Source organism: Psittacicella gerlachiana (genome assembly GCF_003585965.1).
GTDB classification, from domain to species: domain Bacteria; phylum Pseudomonadota; class Gammaproteobacteria; order Enterobacterales; family Psittacicellaceae; genus Psittacicella; species Psittacicella gerlachiana.
Window position 1 is genome coordinate 1 of record NZ_NRJF01000246.1, and the last position, 2,411, is coordinate 2,411.

The following is a 2,411-nucleotide window of genomic DNA, read 5'->3' on the forward strand; positions in this document are numbered from 1 at the left end:
TGTTGTTATGTTATTTACTTGTGTTGTTATGTTATTTACTTGCGTTGTTTAATGGTGTAGTTTGAAATTGTATTATTTACTTATGTGTTGTTTTAGTTTGCTCTTGTCTTATTTGTTTGTTTTTTGTTACTTTGCTCTTTTTAACCTTACTTACTCTTATAAAATAAGTTGGTTACTCTAGAGGGACAAGTAAACTACGCATCTCTTGATGAGCAATTAATTCAAAATTCATCCCTAAATCTTTTAAGAGGGTATTAGCAGCTAATAAACTTACATTATCAGCAATCGTAATGGTAATTAAACCAATTTGATACTTAGTTGCTGCTTGCTTGTTTTCGGCATCAGTTAAAACTATATGACGACTGCCATCAAACTTACGGAATTTTAAACCAATAAAACGTCCGCCTTGCTCATCTAACTGACTAACTTTATAAGCAGCTGCATAATTAAAACTACTTGCAGCTTCCACTTCAACTTGGCTACCCACTATTCTTTGATAGCTTAACCCTTGGCTTTGGGCAACACTGCTCAAGGCAAAACCACAGAAGAGTAAAAATAATAATTTCCATTTCATAAAATCATATTCCTGATGCAACTAAGCTCTTCCTTTTCTTACCTGAGAAAGGTTATTCTCTGCCTCGTGCTTTATTCCCAGCCTCGTACATTAATATGCAGTTTTATTACCCCAAGTATTTTTGCTTCCGCTAAAAGCTATAGTTTTATCTTTTTAAGAGAGTTTTCTATAAGGTGCAAGTTCTCCTCTTTGCTTTCCTTTTTGTAAAACTCCTTAGCTCTATTTAAGTTTGTATTGTTTTTACTAAAAATGTTGTGTTGTTATATAAAAATCTATAATTATTATACTCATGAAAAACTTATTTTCAATAAGTGAGTACTCACTTTTTTATTTTTAACCTTAGTCTTATTTAGGCTCTATCTAAAGAGGAATTAGCTCTCTTTAAAACCTATTAAGTTAAACTTGGCTTCAAGCTCAACAAAACTCTTTTTACTTTTTGTGGATCATGTTACTTTGAGCTTTTTCAAGCTCCTTAAAGATTGTGATTTTAAAGATAATCTCTCTACGTAAATCATGCCAACTTTTTGAAACATGCTAGCCTTTTTATAGAAGTAGGCTAACTTTTGGGATTCATTTCAGAAAAAATTTGAACCCAAAAAAAGAGAGTGATTGCTCACCCTCTAATTTAAATTATTCTGCTTGATTAAAGTTTAGATTAACTTTTGCAATCTGCTCTTGCTCTAAAGTTAAATTATATGATGCTGGTACGTGATGGTACGCCACAAAACTATTTGCTTCTTTGTTTACTGAAATCGCAGCCAAGCTTAAAGAAGCTCCGATGATTGCCACACTTACTAAAGCAAATTTGTGGAAAAATGAAACTGCTGACATACTTAGATACTCCTCTATGTATAATTTTTGGTTAATAAAAAAATTACTCCTAAACTCTCTCAAGAGTTAACAGTAATTTTGCCTACAAAAAAGAAAGAGCTAGGGTCTGTTCCAGATCCTAGCTCTTACTTACCCTCAATTGCTATAATCGCTACCGTAATTGAGGCTAATGAAATACTAATTTAGTCTTTCTTTTTATGTGTTTATAGTTCCCTGTAATGAGAGATGTTTGTTTTAGTTTAGGTTTGGTTTAAGTTTTACTGAGGTTTAGCTGAAGATTCAACTTAGCAGTTTAAAGCAACTTAAAAGTTGAATTTAGATCTACCTAAGCTTAATTAAGGATAAGTGAAGCTTTTCTGAATGAAAACCTTTGTCTTATACTCATATCTTATACTCATTCCTACCTAAAAATCTCATCATGGGTACGAGGGAGTTTCTTCCAAGAACTTAGATTATAGCAAGGCTATGCTCAAGCTCGGAAACATAAAATCATTACTAATGTCGTAATCGCTCTAGAATCTTACCACCGAACTTATGTCGTTCTCTGGCTCTTAACAGCGAAGAATAAATTGTATATTTCATTATGAATATCTGGATATTAAAATAAGCTTAAGTTTATAACTAAAGCTTTAAAGGTTAATATGTTTTTTCCTAAACTTTTTTTTAATTTTCTAAAATAATTTAGTAAATTAAAAAAGATTATTTTTTATCATTAAGATCTATCTTAATATATAGCTTTACGCTTTGTAAAGCTTTAATCTTAAATTTTTTACATTTTAGGGAAAATCGTGGATAAGCCTAAAGAGTAAAGGCAAATAAACGGCAGAACTTTTATCGAAACTAAACAACAGATAGATAAAATTGCCCAAAAGCTTGGTAAAAACTGTAATAAAACTAGAAATTTAGTAGTTCTCGTAGATTTAAATTTAGCAAGTTTAATCCTACTTTATTTACTACTCTTTTTTACTATTCTAGTTAGTTTACTATTCTAGTTAGTTTACTATTC

At 30.7% G+C, this 2,411-nt stretch carries 2 protein-coding genes; both read right to left on the reverse strand.

What is annotated here, in order from left to right; translation table 11 throughout:
- Positions 1-172: 172 nt before the first annotated feature.
- Positions 173-574, reverse strand: a complete 402-nt coding sequence (locus tag CKF59_RS07195; RefSeq protein ID WP_119535251.1) for a hypothetical protein — start codon at positions 572-574, stop codon at positions 173-175.
- Positions 575-1,204: 630 nt separating this feature from the next.
- Positions 1,205-1,405 carry a hypothetical protein gene (locus CKF59_RS07200; RefSeq protein WP_119535252.1) on the reverse strand — a complete coding sequence of 67 codons (201 nt, stop codon included), beginning with the start codon at positions 1,403-1,405 and terminating at the stop codon, positions 1,205-1,207.
- Between the last annotated feature and the right edge of the window lie 1,006 nt (positions 1,406-2,411).

What these genes read in the sequence shown, in the direction of transcription:
- CKF59_RS07195 (WP_119535251.1), bottom strand. Translation starts at nt 574, where the DNA reads ATGAAATGGAAATTATTATTTTTACTCTTCTGTGGTTTTGCCTTGAGC.
- CKF59_RS07200 (WP_119535252.1), bottom strand. Translation starts at nt 1,405, where the DNA reads ATGTCAGCAGTTTCATTTTTCCACAAATTTGCTTTAGTAAGTGTGGCA.